Annotated in this window: 13 protein-coding genes and 1 pseudogene; 8 read left to right on the forward strand and 6 right to left on the reverse strand. The window is 71.6% G+C overall.

The genetic code is table 11. The features are described from left to right. The first annotated feature begins 211 nt into the window (after positions 1-211). The 5 genes and pseudogenes from IH50_RS0104445 to IH50_RS0104465 all read left to right on the forward strand — a co-directional run bounded on the left by IH50_RS0104445 (position 212) and on the right by IH50_RS0104465 (position 5,564). Positions 212-1,564: a Cys-Gln thioester bond-forming surface protein gene (locus IH50_RS0104445; RefSeq protein WP_051767166.1), complete on the forward strand. Its 1,353-nt coding sequence runs from the start codon at positions 212-214 to the stop codon at positions 1,562-1,564. Between the two features lie 136 nt (positions 1,565-1,700). Then, positions 1,701-3,251: pseudogene (ureC, locus tag IH50_RS0104450) on the forward strand (urease subunit alpha); the annotation flags it as partial. A 48-nt stretch (positions 3,252-3,299) separates the two neighbouring features. Further along, on the forward strand, positions 3,300-3,974 hold the full coding sequence (locus tag IH50_RS0104455; protein WP_030857427.1) for an urease accessory protein UreF: 675 nt from the start codon (positions 3,300-3,302) through the stop codon (positions 3,972-3,974). A gap of 31 nt (positions 3,975-4,005) precedes the next feature. After that, on the forward strand, positions 4,006-4,701 hold the full coding sequence (ureG, locus tag IH50_RS0104460; RefSeq protein ID WP_030857429.1) for an urease accessory protein UreG: 696 nt from the start codon (positions 4,006-4,008) through the stop codon (positions 4,699-4,701). Beyond that, a complete protein-coding gene (locus tag IH50_RS0104465) occupies positions 4,698-5,564 on the forward strand; it encodes an urease accessory protein UreD (RefSeq protein ID WP_107061970.1) in 867 nt (288 codons plus the stop codon). The genes ureG and IH50_RS0104465 overlap by 4 nt, the downstream gene beginning before the upstream one ends. A 12-nt stretch (positions 5,565-5,576) precedes the next feature. On the opposite strand, the gene IH50_RS0104470 is transcribed toward IH50_RS0104465, so the two are convergent. Together IH50_RS0104470 and IH50_RS0104475 are read right to left on the reverse strand one after the other, a co-directional pair. Beyond that, positions 5,577-5,768: a DUF397 domain-containing protein gene (locus IH50_RS0104470; RefSeq protein WP_030857433.1), complete on the reverse strand. Its 192-nt coding sequence runs from the start codon at positions 5,766-5,768 to the stop codon at positions 5,577-5,579. Continuing rightward, entirely contained in the window at positions 5,765-6,640 is an 876-nt protein-coding gene (locus IH50_RS0104475; protein WP_030857435.1) for a helix-turn-helix domain-containing protein, read from the reverse strand. Before IH50_RS0104475 ends, IH50_RS0104470 begins: the two co-directional genes overlap by 4 nt. Positions 6,641-6,856: 216 nt before the next feature. Here IH50_RS0104475 and IH50_RS0104480 point away from each other — a divergent pair, with 216 nt between their 5' ends. From IH50_RS0104480 to IH50_RS0104490, 3 genes are all read left to right on the forward strand, one after another. Further along, positions 6,857-7,291 carry an ATP-binding protein gene (locus IH50_RS0104480; protein WP_030857437.1) on the forward strand — a complete coding sequence of 145 codons (435 nt, stop codon included), beginning with the start codon at positions 6,857-6,859 and terminating at the stop codon, positions 7,289-7,291. A gap of 143 nt (positions 7,292-7,434) precedes the next feature. Further along, entirely contained in the window at positions 7,435-9,027 is a 1,593-nt protein-coding gene (locus IH50_RS0104485) for a hypothetical protein (RefSeq protein ID WP_030857448.1), read from the forward strand. Between the two features lie 736 nt (positions 9,028-9,763). Further along, positions 9,764-11,167 carry a glycoside hydrolase family 43 protein gene (locus IH50_RS0104490; RefSeq protein ID WP_030857449.1) on the forward strand — a complete coding sequence of 468 codons (1,404 nt, stop codon included), beginning with the start codon at positions 9,764-9,766 and terminating at the stop codon, positions 11,165-11,167. A gap of 23 nt (positions 11,168-11,190) precedes the next feature. Here the strand turns inward: IH50_RS0104490 and IH50_RS0104495 are convergent, their stop codons facing one another. From IH50_RS0104495 to IH50_RS0104510, 4 genes are read right to left on the reverse strand one after another with little or no spacing between them, the layout of a single operon-like run. Further along, positions 11,191-12,939: an ABC transporter ATP-binding protein gene (locus IH50_RS0104495; RefSeq protein WP_037872003.1), complete on the reverse strand. Its 1,749-nt coding sequence runs from the start codon at positions 12,937-12,939 to the stop codon at positions 11,191-11,193. Beyond that, complete coding sequence (locus IH50_RS0104500) at positions 12,936-13,766, reverse strand: ABC transporter permease (protein ID WP_037872004.1); 831 nt, start codon at positions 13,764-13,766, stop codon at positions 12,936-12,938. Before IH50_RS0104500 ends, IH50_RS0104495 begins: the two co-directional genes overlap by 4 nt. After that, complete coding sequence (locus tag IH50_RS0104505) at positions 13,763-14,716, reverse strand: ABC transporter permease (protein WP_030857455.1); 954 nt, start codon at positions 14,714-14,716, stop codon at positions 13,763-13,765. Before IH50_RS0104505 ends, IH50_RS0104500 begins: the two co-directional genes overlap by 4 nt. Beyond that, the gene (locus IH50_RS0104510) at positions 14,713-16,296 is read right to left on the reverse strand and encodes an ABC transporter substrate-binding protein (protein WP_030857457.1); all 1,584 of its coding nucleotides are present in this window, start codon (positions 16,294-16,296) and stop codon (positions 14,713-14,715) included. The genes IH50_RS0104505 and IH50_RS0104510 overlap by 4 nt, the downstream gene beginning before the upstream one ends. Positions 16,297-16,298: the final 2 nt, after the last annotated feature.

Raw genomic sequence — 16,298 nt, forward strand, 5'->3', positions numbered from 1 at the left:
CATAGGATCCCTGTGTGCTTGTCCAGCACTTGAGACAACTGGCGTGACTCTTCCACCACGCATCATGTGTGAACACATCTCGCGTGTCCCGTTGCGGGTCCCGCCGGAGGGGAAATCTGTGTTTGCTCTTCATTCCGCGTCCGCCACGACCGGGCGGCGCACCACCGGGCGGCGTATCGCCGCGGGGGCGGCCACGGCCGGACTGCTCACCATGGGCCTCCTGGCCGGCGCGGGCAACGCCGCCGCCGACGACGGGGACGACGTCCACCACCAGGGGGGCGCGGTCGCCACGCTCGACGGGCTGAAGACGTACGACTCGGCCCGCCTCGACCTCGGCGACGGCAAGACCAAGAACATCGCCGCCGGCCTGTTCGAGATGAACGTCGAGGGCAGCGGCCGTCTGCAGTCGTACTGCATCGACATCCACAACCCGACCCAGAACAAGGCGACGTACCTGGAGACCCCCTGGGCCCAGACCTCGCTCGGCGCCAACGAGAACGCCGGGAAGATCCTCTGGATCCTCCAGAACTCGTACCCGCAGGTCGACGACCTGACGGCGCTGTCCCAGAAGGCGGGTGCCCAGGGGCTGACGGCCAAGACCGCGGCGGCCGGCACCCAGGTGGCCATCTGGCGCTTCTCTGACGGGGCGAAGGTCGAGGCCCGCGACGCGCAGGCCGAGAAGCTCGCCGACTGGCTCGAGGCCCAGGCGCAGAACCTGAAGGAGCCGAAGACCTCCCTCACGCTGGAGCCCAACGCGGTCTCCGGCAAGGCCGGCGGCAAGCTCGGCCCGGTGACCGTGCGCACCGACGCCGGCCAGGTCTCCGTCGCCGCCTCCGCCGACGCGGCCGGGGCCGGTGTCAAGGTGACCGACAAGGACGGCAAGGCCGTCACGTCCGCCGGCGACGGCACCGAGCTGTACTTCGACGTGCCCGAGGGCACGGCCGACGGTTCGGCGTCGCTGACGGTCCGGGCGACCACCGAGATCCCGGTCGGCCGCGCGTTCGCGAGCCCCAGCAAGAGCCAGACGCAGATCCTCGCCGGTTCCAGCGAGTCCACGGTCACGGCTGACGCGACCGCGAACTGGGCCACCAAGGGCGCCATCCCCTCGGTCACGGCGGAGAAGAACTGCGCCAAGGGCGGCGTCGACGTCACGGCGAGCAACGAGGGCGACACCCCGTTCACCTTCGAACTCGCGGGCACCGAGCACACGGTCGAGGCGGGCGGCAGCAAGACGGTGACCGTCCCGGTCGACGAGGACGCGTCGTACGACTTCACCATCACGGGCCCGAACGGCTTCTCGGAGCGTTTCCAGGGCGTCCTGGACTGCAAGACCCAGGGCACGCCGGGCGCGGAGACGCCGGGCACCGACGGTGACACCCCGTCCTCGGCCCCCAGCCCGGCCGGCGGTTCCTCCGACGACACCACCGGCGGCGAGGGCGACCTCGCCAACACCGGCGGCTCCAGCGCGACGCCGGTGATCGCGGGCATCGCGGTGGTCCTCGTGGTCGCGGGCGGCGCGGCGATGTTCTTCCTGCGCAGGAAGAAGGCGGCCACCGGGGAGTGACCGGTCGCTGATCCGGCGGACGGGCCCGGCACACGCAATGCGTGCGCCGGGCCCGTCCGTCATGCAGGCCCGTCCCGACCGGACTCGACCACCCCACGCCACCGGACGGCACCATGCGGGCGCCGGCGTCCCAGGGGGTGTGGTGAAGGCCGACGTCGGACTGCGCGACGGCCGGATCCAGGCGATCGGCAAGGCGTACAACCCCGAGACCATGACGCCGCCCGACAACGACGACGCGCGCGCGTCGGCCTTCGTCGTGGGGCCCGAGACGGAGGTGATCTCCGGTCAGGGGCGCATCCTGACCGCCGGCGGCGTCGACACGCACGTGCACTTCCTGTGCCCCGGCCAGATCCACGAGGCCCTCGCGTCGGGCGTGACCACCCTGATCGGCGGCGGCACCGGCCCCGCCGAGGGCAGTTCGGCCACCACCGTGACGCCCGGCAAGTGGCACATCCAGCGGATGTTCGAGGCGCTCGACGCCTTCCCGGTCAACATCGGCCTGCTCGCCAAGGGCAGCACCGTCTCCGGGAAGGCGCTGCACGACCAGGTCGAGGCCGGCGCCCTCGGCTTCAAGATCCACGAGGACTGGGGCGCGACCCCGGCCGTGATCGACGCCGCCCTGACGGTGTGCGAGGAGACCGGGGTCCAGGTCGCCCTGCACGCCGACTCCCTGAACGAGTCCGGTTTCGTGCAGCACGCCTTCGCCGCGACCAAGAAGGACCGCAGGACCAAGGACGCCAAGTACCGCGGCCTGCACATCTTCCACATCGAGGGCGCGGGCGGCGGTCACGCCCCCGACATGATCAGCCTCGCGAGCAAGCCGAACGTGCTGCCCGCGTCGACCAACCCCACCCGGCCCTTCACGGTCAACACCGTGAAGGAACACGTCGACATGATGATCGTCTGCCACCACCTCAACCCGGAGGTCGAGGCGGACATGGCGTTCGCCGACTCCCGGATCCGGCCCTCCACCATGGCCGCCGAGGACCTGCTCCACGACATGGGCGCCATCTCGATGATGTCCTCCGACGCCCAGGCCATGGGCCGCATCGGCGAGATGATCCTGCGGACCTGGCAGACCGCGCACGTCATGAAGTCCCGCTACGGACATCTGCGCGAGGACGACGCCGACGCGGACAACTTCCGGGCCCGGCGCTACATCGCCAAGTACACCATCAACCCCGCCGTCACCCACGGCATCGACCACGAGGTCGGTTCCGTCGAGGACGGCAAACTCGCCGACCTGGTCCTGTGGGAGCCGAAGTTCTTCGGCGTGAAACCCCACATGGTCATCAAGGGCGGCCAGATCGCCTACGCGCAGATCGGCGACGCCAACGCCTCCATCCCCACCCCGCAGCCCTATCTGCCGCGCCCGGTCTGGGGCTTCCAGGGCCGCGCCCCGGCGGCGAACTCCTTCAACTTCGTCGCCGAGGCCGCCCTCGACGGCGAACTCTCCCGGACCGGGCTGCTCAAGCCGCTGCGCGCGATCCGCTCCACCCGGGGCGTCACCAAGGCCGACATGGTGCACAACAACGGCCTCCCGGAGATCGACGTCGACCCCGACACCTTCGACGTCACCATCGGCGGCGCCACCACCTCCGACGTCCGCACCAGCGTCGACGGACAGGAGGTCGGACGGAACTACGCGACGGAACTCCCCCTGGCCCAGCGGTACTTCCTGTTCTGACCCCCGGCCGGGGCCGACCGGCCCCGGCCCCCATGCGAAAGGCGGGCCATGAGCCGCACCGCCCTGCTCCTCCTGGCCGACGGCCGCTTCCCCGCCGGCGGGCACGCCCACTCCGGCGGGATGGAGGCCGCCGTCGCCTCCGGAAGCGTGCACGACGCGGCCGGCCTGGAGGCGTTCTGCCGCGGGCGGCTGCACACCGCCGGACTGACCGCCGCCGGTCTCGCCGCCGCGGCCGCCACCGGACACGACGCCCTCGCCCTGGACGAGGCCGCCGACACCCGCACCCCCGCACCGGCCCTGCGCCGTGTCGCCCGCCGCCTGGGCCGACAGCTGATGCGCGCCGCCCGCGCCACCTGGCCCAGTCCCGAACTCGACCACCTCGCCCACCACCGCCCCCAGGGCGCCCACCAGCCGGTCGTCCTCGGCGTCACGGCCCGCGCCGCCGGACTCACCCCGCTCGACGCCGCCCACGCCGCCGCCTACGAGAGCGTCGGCGGCCCGGCGACCGCGGCGGTACGCCTGCTGAGCCTCGACCCGTTCGAGGCCACCGCGGTCCTGGCGCGGCTCGCCGACGAGTGCGACACCGTCGCCGGCGCCGCGGCCGGCGCGGCGGAGCGCGTGGCTGCCGAGGGCGTCACCGCCCTGCCCGCCGCGTCCGCCCCGCTGCTGGACATCACCGGCGAGCAGCACGCCGCCCGGCCCGTCCGCCTCTTCGCCTCCTGACCCGCCTCCACCGCACCGAACTGGAGCCCCCGTGCACCTGGACCCTCCCGTGACCCTGCCGCACCGCCACACCCACAGCGCCGATCCCCGGCGCCCGGACGGCAGCCGCCGCGCCCTGCGGATCGGCTTCGGCGGACCGGTCGGCTCGGGCAAGACCGCGACCGTGGCGGCGCTCTGCCGCACCCTGCGGGACCGGCTGTCCCTCGCCGTGGTCACCAACGACATCTACACCCAGGAGGACGCCGCCTTCCTGCGCCGCGAGGCCGTACTGCCACCGGAGCGCATCACCGCCGTGGAGACCGGCGCCTGCCCGCACACCGCCATCCGCGACGACATCTCCGCCAACCTCGAAGCGGTCGAGCAGCTCGAAGAGACCCTGCACCCGCTGGACCTGATCCTCATCGAGTCCGGGGGAGACAACCTCACCGCGACCTTCTCCCGCGGACTCGTCGACACCCAGGTCTTCGTCATCGACGTGGCCAGCGGTGACGACATCCCCCGCAAGGGCGGCCCCGGCATCACCACCGCCGACCTCCTCGTGGTCAACAAGACCGACCTGGCGCCGTACGTGGGAGCCGACCTGGACACCATGAGGGCCGACACCCGCAGGCAGCGGGGGGACCTGCCGTACGCCTTCACCAGCCTGACCGCGGCCGACGGCATCCGTCCGGTCACCGACTGGGTCACCGAGTGCCTCGCCGCCTGGCACGCCGGAGTCACCGGGTGACGGCCACCGCCGCCCAGGCCCCGGCCGGGGACCTTCCGAAGCCCCGCCCCCACCCCACCGGCGTCCGTGCCACCGCCCGGCTGAGGGCCACCCACAACGGCCGCGCCACGACACTCCCCCTCCTGCACAGCGACGGCCCCTTCCACCTGCGCCGGCTGCGGCCCCGCGGGGAGCGGGCACGGGTCTGTGTGCTCGGCGCGATGAGCGCACCGCTCGGCGGAGACAGACTCGCGCTCGACATCACCGCCGAGGCGCACACCCGGCTGGAGGTGACCACGTCCGCCGCCACCATCGCCCTGCGCGGCTCCACCACGGACTCCGCCACCTACGACGTACGGCTCACCGTCGGCGAGCACGCGTCGCTGCACTGGCTGCCCCAGCCGCTGATCAGCGCGCGGGGCAGCACCCTGCACCAGACCTACCGGGTGGAACTCGCCGGAACCTCCCGGCTCCTCCTGCGCGAGGAGCAACTCCTCGGACGCACCGCCGAACCGTCGGGCCACCTGTCCACCCGCCTGACCGTACGACGCGACGGCCGCCCGGTCCTCGACCAGCACGCCGTCTACGGGGCTCCGGCCCCGGCGTGGGACGGACCCTCCGTACTGGGCGGCCACCGGGCGACCGGTCAGCTCCTCCTCGTCGACCCCGCACCGGTGCGGCTCCCGGAGCCCGTCCTCCTCGGCGACCCGGAACGGGGACAGTGCGTCCTGGCGCCCCTCGCCGACGGCACGGCACTCCTCGCCACCGCCGTCGCCCCGACCCCGGCCCTGCTCCGCGACCTCCTCGATGCCGCGCTCGCCCACGCCTCCGACGCGGCGGCGTCGCCTGCGGGAACCGGCTCCGCAAGCACCAGGCCGGTGTGAAGGACCGGAAGTTCAGACGAGTGAGTCGGCCGCCAGCTCCGTGAACGCCGACCAGGCGTTGTGGGACACGGCCAGCGTCTGACCGTGCGTGTCCTTCGAGTCCCGGAGGAGAACGGCCTCCGCGCGCACGGCGACCTCGACGCAGTTGCCGCCCCCACCGCCGCTGTAGCTGCTCTTGAACCAAGCCAGTTCGGTGGTGCTCATAGCGCTCCTCGCATCTGCTCCAGCAGGCTCGCGGTGGCATGGTGACTCAGAGCCTGCGAGCGCATCTTGCCATAGCGCTGAAGCATGGCGCTTGCGGCTTTTGCGTCGGTGACAAGCATGCTGCAGTCATGCGCTTCGACGTAGCCCACCCATCGGTTCTCCGCCGTCTCAGCGAGGTAGAGGGGGCCCTCGAAACCGGAGTGATCCTCCTGGACGCGAGGCATGATCTGAATCTCCACGTTCCGGAGACGGCCCACATCGATGAGACTGCTGAGCAGCGCGTGTGTGACGCCCTCACCGGCCAAGCGGCGATCCACCAGAGCCTGCTCGATGATGAAACAGAAGGTGCTGTTCGGCCGCTCCGTCAGTAGGCGTTGGCGTTCGAGTCGAGCCGTGACCTGTCGCTCGAACTGCTCCTCCGACAGAGGCGGAAGACGCCGCTCGAAGAGCGCGCGAATGTAAGGCTCGGGCTGGAGCAAGCCCGGAATCACAGCGCACTCATAGGCATAAAGCGAGATCGCCTCCTCCTCGATCCCCGCCCACTGCCGGAACCACGACGCCAGTCCCGCCTTCCGGGTAAGGCTCTTCGCCGCCGCCCCCAACACTCGCCCCGCGAACGCCCCCAGCACCTCCTCCGACCGTTCCAGCAGGTCTCGTGGAGGGAACCGCTTGCCCTGTTCGATCTTGGCGATGTACGCGACGGAGTACCGTACCAGCGGTGCGAACTGCTCCTGCGTCAGGCGGGCTTCCTCACGCAATGCCTTGAGTACCGCCCCGAACGTCTTCAAGCTGTCCGAGAGCTCCGGCTCGCAGTTTCCGCCCCCGCCCTGCCCGGTGCTTCCGTCCGCCCCGCAGCCGTTGTCCGTCGCCATCGCAGCCGCCTTCCCCTGTGCCCGCGTGCTCCCGGGCCGTATCCCTGCCAGGCCCGAGCACCTCTCGTACCGTGTGCCGAGCGCGCTGCGCCACGCTCGGCACACTCATGCTCACGTACAGTGACCGACCCGGTCCAGTGAGTCGACCAGTACAACGCGATCTGTATCGGCGCAGGGCCTGCCGACGGGCCGTCACCTCTCGGCAGGGTGATCGGTATGTCAGCTCCACGTACGCAAAGCCCCGCCCTGACCGCGACGTTCGCGCAACGCTTCTCCGCCACCCGCCGCGGCGCGCGCCTCGCCCGACTGCTCGCCGCCCGCCAACTGACCGAATGGGGCCACCCGCACGGCACCGAGATGCACGACACCGTCCTCCTCGTCGTCGCCGAACTCGCCGCGAACGCGGTCCTCCACGGCCGGGTCCCGGGACGGGACTTCGCCCTGTCACTGTCCTACGACGCCGCCCGAGGCGCGGTCCGGATCGAGGTCACCGACACCCACCCCGCCCAGCCGGTGCGCAAGGCTCCCGACTCGGACGAGGCCGGCGGCCGCGGCCTGGTCCTCGTCGATGCCCTCGCCGTCGCCTGGGGTGTCTGCGACCGTCCCGGCCCCGGCAAGACGGTATGGGCCGAGTGCGTGACGGCTCCCTGAGCCTGACAGCCCGGACCTGAGCGTGCCCAGAGCATTGGGGACTTCGGCGGGGCGGTATTACGGTGGCTCTCCGAGCGGTGCCCTGACCGTGTTCGGTGGGGGACTCGGTCCGCTGCACAGGGCATCCGGGGAGAGGGGCCACCGTGCAGGCGCTGTATGCCGTCAGTTTCGACGTCCGGTCCGCCCAGGACCAGCCGGACCGTGTCTACGAACGTCTCCGCCGTCATCTCGCCGACTGGCTCAGCGGTCGCGGCCGTATACCGGCGCCGTCCGAGACCGACTTCGACCAGGAGGGAAGAGCGGTGCTTCCGGGGAAGATCCCCGGCCATGGCGACCGCACGGTGAGCTGGATGGTTGCGGGGGACGAGCACACTCGCGCCCTGCGCGTGACCATCCACCAGCCGCTGTTCGACGGGCCGGCCCAGTTCGTCACGCGGATCACGGTCTCCCAGTCGGAGAAAGGTGGTGGCGGACTGAGGGCCGTCATGGGCAGGGAGATCCCCGACGGCTGGATCGCCCCGGTGCGAGATCCGCGGCTCAGGCGCCCCAACCTGCTGCGGGAGGTGCTCAAGGACCGGGAACTCGAAGTACGGGTGCTGACCCAGGTCGCCACCGGGCGGTACGAGAGGATCAGGGACGAGGGCAGCGCGGCCGTGCTTCTCGATTCCCTCGCGCTGAGTACGCGCCTGCCCATTCTCCTGGTGCAGCCCAGGGACCAGGCGGCATGGAACATGGCGGCCGATGCCTCGGGCCAACTCGCCGGACTCGCCCAAGTGGTGACCCTGAACTACCTGACCGCGCAAGCGGTCCGCCGGGTCCACGAGCAAGTGGCCGTCCCCAGCGGTGGCGCCCGGTTGGTCTGGCCCCATCTCGACCTGGAGCATCCCGCCTACTCGCGTGAGGAGGTGTGCCGGCCGTCCTTCGTGGAAACGCAGTTGATGCCCTCGCTCGGTCACCTCTCTGTCATCGCCCGAGGCAGTGACACTGCGTGGGAGCGGGCGCGGCAGGCCTCGTACCGGGCAGGGGCGCGCAGGGCGGCGGAGCAACTGTCCCGCGCGCAGGCCGCCGGGGACAAGGCCGGTGAGCTCAGAGCGCTGAACGATCGGGTGCGGCAGCTCGAAGAGGAGGCCAAGTCCTGGGAGGACATGGCGCAGAGCTGCATGGAGGAGCGTGACAAGGCGCGCTCCGAGGCAGCCGACGCCGAGGCACTGCGCCAGAACCGGGACTACTGGAAGAACCAGTACCTGGATCTGTCGAGAGGCGGTGCTGCGCAGACGGCGACGCTCGACGTCTGGAGCCAGATTCCGGTCCTGGGAGCGACGGACGCCCTGCCCACGTTCCAAGCACTCACCGAGGCGTCGGAGCAGCACATCGTGTTCACGGCGAGAGCGGCGCGCGCCTGGAAGGAGTCCCGGTACCCGCACCGCCAGGAGATGACCGACCGGTTGACGGCTCTCGCACAGGCCGCGATGGACCTCTACAGGAAGTCCGGCAAGATACCCAGGCTGGCCCAGTGGTTCTACGACAACCATGGACTGAAGTACGCGCCTAGCGACGAGAGGCTCAGTAAGGACAAGGACAAGCGCTACTTCACGTTCGACCAGAAGCCCTGGGACGGACTGCCGCACATCAAAGTCCGGGACGCCGTCTCCCCCAACGAGGTCGGACGGATCTACTTCGCTCTCGATCCCGAGGGGAAGCGGTTCATCGTGAACCACGTCGGACTGCACCTCTGATGGCATCGCGCGGCCGACCTGCCGTCGGTGGCGCCTGAACAGCGCTGATGTGGCAGCGACCTGCACGTTCCACGTGCTTGATCGACTGCGCCACCCGGTGGGACATGATCTCCTGTGGGCTCATGTCCCCTCACTCTGCCGAAAAGGGTGAGCACCCGGCGGGCGAATGCGACTCACACACTCAAATGAGCGGAGCGTGAACACTGGAGGCCGAAATGCTCCCGCTTTCGGAACGGGTACATGCCTCCTGAGGGTGCGGCGAGGGGCCGTGCCCTGCGACGCGGTACAGGCGGTCACTCGACCCGTCAGAGCCGACCGTTCCACCTGCGGATTCCGACGCCGCGATCCCCTGCACCGCAAAGCGGGACGCCACCACTGGCCGACACGGAGTCCGCCTCCGTGCTCACGGAACCGGTGCGCTTCGTCCGGCACGAACGGTGATGTCGCCCGGTGTTCCGGCCGGGCGAGGAGAAAACGGCAGCCGGACGCCGAAACCCTGTATGCCGTTGAATGTGACGTCAATGCCGCTGCCCCCCAGGTGGTGAGCGGAAGACGGGCATCGGTCGAAACGGCGAGTGCGGACGGAGTCGCGCGAAAGCATTGACGGGTCGTCAGCCGGGTTCTAGTTTCTGACCGTCTCCCCGAACCTTGTTCGTCATGTCGAACAGTAATGGGGGTCGTCGAGCAGGTCACGCCCGTTCCGTTCGCGCACCAGCCCCACATACCTGGAGAGCCGATGAGCGTACGCCCCCACAGCCAGGCCATGCCGTCCCGCAGACTGTTCCTCGGCGCCGCCGCGGCCACGTCGGTGGCCCTGGCCGCCGACCTGTCCCTGGGCGCCCCGCCCGCCCATGCCGCCGACTCCGCCTACGTCATGGGCTACTTCACGGAGTCACCGAACGGCCTCGGCACCGACTACGGACTCCACCTGGCCGTCAGCACCGACTCCCTGAACTGGACGCCGCTGAACCAGAACAACCCCGTCGTCACCCCCACCGCGGGCGCCGGCGGCCTGCGCGACCCGTTCATCATGCGCAAGCGCGACGGCGGCTTCATCGTGCTGGCCACGGACCTCAAGGGCACCGACTGGGGCTACAACAGCCAGACCATCCACGTGTGGGACTCAGCCGACCTGCGCACCTTCACCAACTACCGCCGCCCCCACCTGCACGACATGGTCACCCACAGCTGGGCCCCCGAAGCCTTCTGGGACGCGAGCCGCGGCCAGTACGCCATCCTCTACTCGGCCGTGAACTCCACCGGCCACAACGTCCTGATGGTCAACTACACCAGCGACTTCACGACCGTCTCCGCGCCCCAGGTGTTCTTCGACCCCGGCTACGACGTCATCGACGGCGACATGGCCGTCGGCGTGAACGGCGTCAACTACCTCTACTTCAAGAGCAGCAGCACCGGCGGTCTGGTCGGGGCGCGCTCCACCTCACTGAACCCGGGCAGCTTCACGCCGTTCAGCACGTCGGTCGCCCACGGGGGAACGGAGGCGCCCACGCTCGTGAAGTCCCTGACCTCGAACACCTGGTACCTGTGGGGCGACACCTACACCCCCAACGGCGTCTTCTACGCCTGGCGGACCACCGACCTCGCGACCGGCACCTGGACCCCGGTGGACCAGAAGCTCTACACCCACCCGGTCAACGCCAAGCACTGCACCATCGCCCCGATCACCGCCGCCGAGTACACCAACCTGCTGGCCCGCTGGGGCGCCCCCGCCTGGAACCGGCTGAAGTCGTACAACTACCCGGACCGCTACGTCCGCCACGCCGACTACCTGGCACGGATCGACACCTACCCCTTCGACCCGTACACCGACTCCCAGTGGAGGCTGGTCCCCGGGCTGGCCGACTCCTCCGGCGTCTCGTTCCAGTCGGTCAACTACCCCACCCGCTATCTGCGGCACTACGACTACCAGGTCCGACTGGACGTCAACGACGGCACCAGTGCCTTCGCCCAGGACGCCACCTTCCACCGCGTCGCCGGCCTGGCCGACGCCTCCTGGTCCTCCTTCCGCTCCCACAACCACCCCACCCGCTACCTCCGCCACTCCGGCTACGCCCTGCGCGTCGACCCGGTCGGCACCGCCACCGACCGCGCCGACGCCACCTTCTCGGTGGGCCACTGACCGCACGTCGGGCGGTACGTGCGTCACGTGACCGTTCCCACCGCCAGACGGGTCGTCGTCCGCACGAGGGACGCGGTGAACGGGTGGCTCGGCGCGGTCAAGACCTGCCGGGCCGGGCCCTGTTCGACGAGCTCGCCGGCGTCCAGTACGGCGACACGGTGGGCCAGGGCGGCCGTGTCCAGGTCGTGGGTGATCAGGACGAGGGACAGCTGGTCGCGTTCGCGGACCAGCGAGGTGAGCACGTCGAGGATGCCCCGGCGGGTGAGCGTGTCGAGGCCGGAGGTGATCTCGTCGCAGACCAGGACACGGGGGCGGGCGAGCAGGGCGCGGGCGAGGGCGGCGCGCTGGAGTTCGCCACCGGAGAGCCGGCCGGGGTGCCGGTGGGCCAGCTCCTCCGGGAGCCCGAGGCCGGCCAGGGTGGTCAGCGCCTCCCGAGTCGCCGTGTCCTCGTCGGTGCCGCGCAGGCGGACCGCGGTGCGGGCGACCTGCCGTACGACGGGGCGGTGCTCGTCGAAGGCGGCGTGCGCGTCCTGGAAGGCGTACTGCACGGCCGCGAGTTGGGTGCGGCTGCGGTCGCGCAGGCTTCGCGGCAACGGTGTGCCGTCCAGGAGGATCTCGCCGTCGTGGTCCCGGTGGAGGCCGGCGACGCAGCGGGCCAGGGTGGTCTTGCCGCTGCCGGACCGGCCGACGACGGCGAGCGACCGGCCCGGGTACAGGTCGAGTTCGGGGGCGCGCAGGACGACTGCCGTGCCGCGGGCGCCGTCGCGGTGGCGGGCGGTCAGACCGCGCACCCGCAACACCGGCGGCCCGGTGCGGGCGGTGTGGCCGTCCGCGTCCGGCGACTCCGTACGTGTACCGAGCAGTCCGCGTGTCGGCGCCCCCGGCCGACTGGCCGGCTCGTCCGGGTCCGGTACCTCTGTACGTGCGTGGGGCAGCCCGTGTACGCGCGGTCCCGGTTGCCCGGTCGGCTCGTCCGGGTCCGGCGACTCCGCGTGTTCGCCGAACAGTTCACGGGTCCATTCGTGCCGGGGCGAGACCCGGACCCGCCGGGCCGGGCCCGACTCGACGACCCGGCCCGCCCGCAGGACCACCACCTCGTCGGCGAGCGCGCGCACCACGTCCAGGTCGTGGCTGAGCAGCACCACCGCGATGCCGCGGGCCGCGACGGCCCTGAACCGCTCCACGATACGGCTCTTGGTCAGGGCGTCCTGGCCGGTGGTGGGCTCGTCGGCCACGACGACGCGCGCGCCCAGCAGCAACGCCTGGGCGAGGACGACGCGTTGCTGCTGACCGCCGGAGAGCTGGTGCGGATAGCGTCGCAACAGGGACTCGGCATCAGCCAGTTGTGCTTCGGTCAACGCCCGCAGGACACGTTCGCGGGTCGCCGCCCGGCGTTGCCGCACCGGCAGCCGGCGCACCTGGGCGCGGGCGATGTCGGTCAGCAGCGCGGAGACCCGGCGGGCGGGGTTGAGGGCCGCCGCCGGATGCTGGGGGACGTAGCCGACGAGGCCGCCGTCCGCCACCCGTACGTCGCCGGTGACCAGGGCGTCCGCCGGGTACTCGCCGAGCAGGGCGAGGCCGGTGGTGGTCTTGCCGCTGCCGGACGCCCCGATCAGCGCCGTCACCCTGCCGGGCAGCACCCGCAGGCTCACCCCGTCGACGATCGCCCGGCCGTCGACGACGACGCGCAGGTCGCGGATCTCGGCCAAGGGATCCCCGCCGGTGTCCACGTCGGTGTCTCCGCCGGCGCCCTTCTCGTACTCGTGCTTCACGGGCGTGCTTCCTTCTCTGTCCGGCGCGGGCCCCGGTGCCCGCCCTTGTCCAGCGCGGCGTCGAAGAGGAGGTTCGTCCCCGTCGTCAGCGCGACGATCAGTACGGCGGGGACGACCACGGCCCACGGCTGGACGAACAGGCCGGTGCGGTTGCGGTCGACCATGACCGCCCAGTCGGCGGCGTCGGGTGCCACGCCGACGCCGAGGAACGCGGCCGTGGCGACCAGGTAGAGCACGCCGGTCAGCCGGGTGCCGGCGTCGGCGGCCAGGGTGCGCAGCATGGAGCGGCCGACATAGCCGACGGCCGTCCGCCACCACGTCTCGCCCTGCATGCGCAGCGCCTCGACCGCGGGCCGGGCGGCGGCCTCGGCGGCGGCGGCACGCACCAGCCGGGCCGCGTCGGGCACGTTGGCCAGGGCGACCAGCAGGGCGAGACCGACGGCGCCCGGCGTGAACACCGTGGCGGCCAGCAGGATCAGCAGCAGCGACGGGACGGCGAGCAGCACGTCCAGCGGCCGCATCAGCAGCTCCTCCAGCAGACGGTGCCGGGTGAGCGCGCTGACCAGCCCGACCGGGAGGGCGACCAGGTAGGCCAGGGCGGTCGCGGCGAGCGCGGTCAGCACCACCGGCCGCCCGCCGTGCAGCACCTGCCCCCAGACGTCCCGGCCCACGAAGTCGGTACCGAGCCAGTGCCCCCCGCCCAGCGTGAAGGACGCGGCCCGCGCCCCCGGTTCACCCGCGAACACCGGCCCGAGCAGGGCGAGTACGAGCGGTACGGCGACGATCGTGAGGCCGAGCGCGAAGCGGCCCGTACGCGGACTCCTCACGCGGCCACCCCCGCCCGGGGTGCGAGCCGGTGGGCGACCAGGTCGGCGCCCAGGTTCAGTACGACGGTCAGCACGCCGAACACCACCGCCAGCCCTTGCACGACGGGCACGTCGCGTTCGGCGACGGCGCCCAGCAGAACCGTGCCGAGCCCGGGGATCACGTACAGGGCCTCCACGACGATGACCCCGCACAGCAGCCAGTCGACGGTGCGGGCGAGCTGCTGGGCGGCGGGCGCCAAGGCGTTGGGCAGGGCGTGGGTGTACCGGACCCGGGCGCCGGACACGCCGTAGCGGCGGGCCTGCGCCACGTACGGGGAGGCGAGCGCGTCGATCATGCCCGCGCGCACCAGCCGCACCAGCGAGCAGACGGGCCGCGACAGCAGCACCAGTACGGGCAGGACCAGCGCGGCCGGGTGGGCGAGCAGGTCGGTGCCGTAGCCGACGGCGGTCGGCGGGAACCAGCCGAGCCGCAGCGCGAACACGGTCACCAGCAGCACACCGAGGGCGAACTCGGGGACGGCGTACACGGCGAGCGTCACGGAGCTGATCAGCCGGTCCACCGGCCGGCCCGCGTGACGGGCGGCCAGCACCCCGAGCCCGAACCCGGCCGGTACCAGCAGGGCCACGGTGAGCGCGGCCAGCAGCAGGGTGGGGCCGAAGCCGTCGGCGAGGTACTGGCGCACCGGGCGGCCGGAGACCAGGGAGGTGCCGAGGTCGCCGTGGAGCAGCCCCGCCGCCCAGTCGGCCAGCCGCTCCCACGCCGGCCGGTCCAGCTCCATCGCCTCCCGGATGGCCGCGATCCGGGCCGGGTCGGGCTGGTCCCCGGCGAGGGCGACCGCGGCGTCGCCCGGCAGCGCCTCGGTGAGCGCGAAGACCAGCAGCACCACGGCCACGGTCTGCACGCCGCCGAGGAGCAGCCGCCGGGCGACGAAGGAGCGCAGTCCGCTCACGCGAGCCACACCGTGTCGAAGCGGGCCCAGTCGAGGGTGTTGGCGGGCGCCTTCGTGTCGACCCCCTTGACGTTGCGGGCCGTTCCGATGATCCAGTCGGCGAACCCCCAGATGAGGAAGCCGCCTTCGGCGTACAGGCGGCGCTGCATGCGCTCGTACACGGCGGCGCGTTCCGTCTTGTCGCGGGTGGACTGGGCCTGCTGGTACAGCGCGTCGAAGTCCTTGTGCCGCCACTTGGTGGCGTTGGTGGTGGAGTCGGTGAGCAGCCGCTGGGAGATGTGCGCCTCGATGGGCATGGCGCCGGAGCGGTAGCAGCACAGGGAGCCGTTGTCGAGGATGTCGCTCCAGTAGGAGTCCTTGCTGCCCATCCTCACCTCGACGGTGACCCCGGCCTTCTTCGCCTGGTCGCGGAAGATGCTCGCGGCCTCGGTGAACCCGGCGGCGACGGCGGAGGTGTCCAGGGTCACCTTCAGGTCCTCGGCGCCGGCCTGCTTCAGCAGCGCACGGGCCCTGTCGAGGTCCTGCTCGCGCTGGGGCAGACCGTCGGCGTAGTACTCGTAGCCCTTGCCGAACAGGTCGTTGCCGACCTCGCCCGCGCCGGACAGCGCGCCGTCGACGAGTTCCTGGCGGTCGGCGATCAGGAAGAACGCCTGGCGCACCCGCTCGTCGTCGAAGGGCGGCCGGTCGGTCTTCATGCAGAACGCCTGCATGGCGCTGCCCCGCAGCCGCACGATCTCGATCTGCCCCTTGTCCTCGTGGGCGCGGGCGGTGGTGGGGTTGAGCTCGTGGGCGTACTCGATCTGTCCGCCGAGCAGCGCGTTGACCCGGGCCGACTCCTCGTTCGCCACGACGAACTCGATCTCGTCGAGGTGCGGGGCGCCCTCCCAGTAGTCGTCGTAGCGGCGGAAGACCGCCGAGCGGCCGGGCGCGAACGACACGAAGCGGAACGGGCCGGAGCCGACCGGCTCCTTGTCGAACCCGGTGGCGTTCTCGGGCACGATGTACGCGCCGAACGCGGCCAGGACGTTGGGGAATTCGGCCGTGGGCCGCTTGAGCACGAACTCGATGACGCGTTCGCCGGTGGCGCGGCTGGCGTCGAGGTCGATGGGCTCCAGGGACGCCTTGGCGCGGAACGCCTGCTTCGGGTCGGCGATACGGCGGTAGCTGTAGAGGACGTCCTGCGCGGTGACCGGGCTGCCGTCGTGGAAGGTGGCCTCGCGCAGGGTGACCTGCCAGCGGTCCAGCGTCTTGTTCGGCTCCCACTTCTCGGCGAGGCGGGGCTGTGCGGACAGGTCGGCGCCGTAGTCGGCGAGCTTGTCGAACAGGGCCTTGGCGCGGGCGACGTCGGCGAACAGGTTGGCGAGGTGCGGGTCGAGGGTCTCGCTCGCGCCACCGCCCGCGAACGCGGCGCGCAGCCGCCCGCCCTTCTTCGGCGAGCCGTCGCCCGCGCCGTCGTCGGAGCCGGAACCGGAACCGCCGCCGCATCCGGTCAGGGTGAGCGCACCGAGACCGGTCGCGGCGAGGAAGCCGCGGCGGCGCAGGGCCGGGAAGGGGAGGGAGCGGGTCGAATCGTCGTGCATGT

It is taken from the genome of Streptomyces sp. NRRL S-37 (genome assembly GCF_000721605.1).
Lineage (GTDB): Bacteria > Actinomycetota > Actinomycetes > Streptomycetales > Streptomycetaceae > Streptomyces.

Bases quoted from the DNA above. Each gene is read 5' to 3' on its own strand.
- IH50_RS0104445 (WP_051767166.1), top strand. From the start codon at position 212: ATGGGCCTCCTGGCCGGCGCGGGCAACGCCGCCGCCGACGACGGGGAC.
- IH50_RS0104455 (WP_030857427.1), top strand. From the start codon at position 3,300: ATGAGCCGCACCGCCCTGCTCCTCCTGGCCGACGGCCGCTTCCCCGCC.
- IH50_RS0104470 (WP_030857433.1), bottom strand. From the start codon at position 5,768: ATGAGCACCACCGAACTGGCTTGGTTCAAGAGCAGCTACAGCGGCGGT.
- IH50_RS0104475 (WP_030857435.1), bottom strand. From the start codon at position 6,640: ATGGCGACGGACAACGGCTGCGGGGCGGACGGAAGCACCGGGCAGGGC.
- IH50_RS0104480 (WP_030857437.1), top strand. From the start codon at position 6,857: ATGTCAGCTCCACGTACGCAAAGCCCCGCCCTGACCGCGACGTTCGCG.
- IH50_RS0104490 (WP_030857449.1), top strand. From the start codon at position 9,764: ATGAGCGTACGCCCCCACAGCCAGGCCATGCCGTCCCGCAGACTGTTC.
- IH50_RS0104510 (WP_030857457.1), bottom strand. From the start codon at position 16,296: ATGCACGACGATTCGACCCGCTCCCTCCCCTTCCCGGCCCTGCGCCGC.